The sequence below is a fragment of the Kitasatospora sp. MBT63 genome, from assembly GCF_000710465.2.
Taxonomy (GTDB): domain Bacteria; phylum Actinomycetota; class Actinomycetes; order Streptomycetales; family Streptomycetaceae; genus Kitasatospora.
On sequence record NZ_JAIZ01000671.1, the window covers coordinates 1 to 771 of the forward strand.

2 protein-coding genes are annotated in these 771 nt (G+C 70.8%); both read left to right on the top strand.

Annotated features, from left to right (window positions below):
• The first annotated feature begins 205 nt into the window (after nucleotides 1–205).
• The gene (locus AA75_RS35195) at nucleotides 206–481 is read left to right on the top strand and encodes a hypothetical protein (RefSeq protein WP_233289326.1); all 276 of its coding nucleotides are present in this window, start codon (nucleotides 206–208) and stop codon (nucleotides 479–481) included.
• Nucleotides 478–771 (top strand): WXG100 family type VII secretion target (locus AA75_RS50200; RefSeq protein ID WP_033824447.1); only part of this gene is annotated, 294 nt, incomplete at its 3' end. The genes AA75_RS35195 and AA75_RS50200, both read left to right, overlap by 4 nt.

Sequence of the window (771 nt, forward strand, 5' to 3'; positions counted from 1 at the left end):
GCCGCGGCCGCCGCCGCCCGGCGGGACCGGGCGAGCTCCGGGCGCGCTCCGGGCGGCGCCGCCGCGATGGTGCGACGGCGAACCGATCCGGCGGACGTGCGGGCGGGCCCCGCCGTGACCGTCGGAACACCTGGCTATGCTGATCGGACTTGTCATTGCTTGACCAGTCCTTGGGGGAGTTTTGGGGTCGTTCTTCTCGGTTCAAGTGGGAGATCTCGACAAATTGCTGGCGGATCTTCACAGAAGTCAGGACGAGCTTCGCACCGCGCTGAACGCGATGCGCGACACCGGCCCGAAGACCACCGGAAGCACAGCGCTCGACCACGCCTGCGACGAGTTCCACGACAGCTGGGACGACGCCATCAAGAAGATCGCGGACTCCACCCAGCAGGTCGAGGAGGGCCTGACCATCACCAGGAAGGCCTACGTCGAGACCGACCAGGTCATCCGCGACGCCTTCGCCGGCGGCGGTGCCGGATGAGCGACGCCGCCGACTTCCCCGCGCTCGGCTTCGACCCCGCCCCCGGCAACCCCGGCAGCGTCGACACCCTGGTGAGCAGGCTGAACACGGCGGCCGGCGCGCTGGAGAGCGCGCACCGCACGCTCTCCTCGCTGACCCGGGTCGGCGGCTCCTGGCAGGGCGACGCCGCACAGGCCTTCGCCGCCAAGGTCACCGAGCTGCCCGGCCTGCTGCAGGACAGCGACGACGCCGTCCGCACCGCCGCGAGCCAACTCGACTCCTGGCGCGGCCAACTGGTCTCCTTCCAGGAC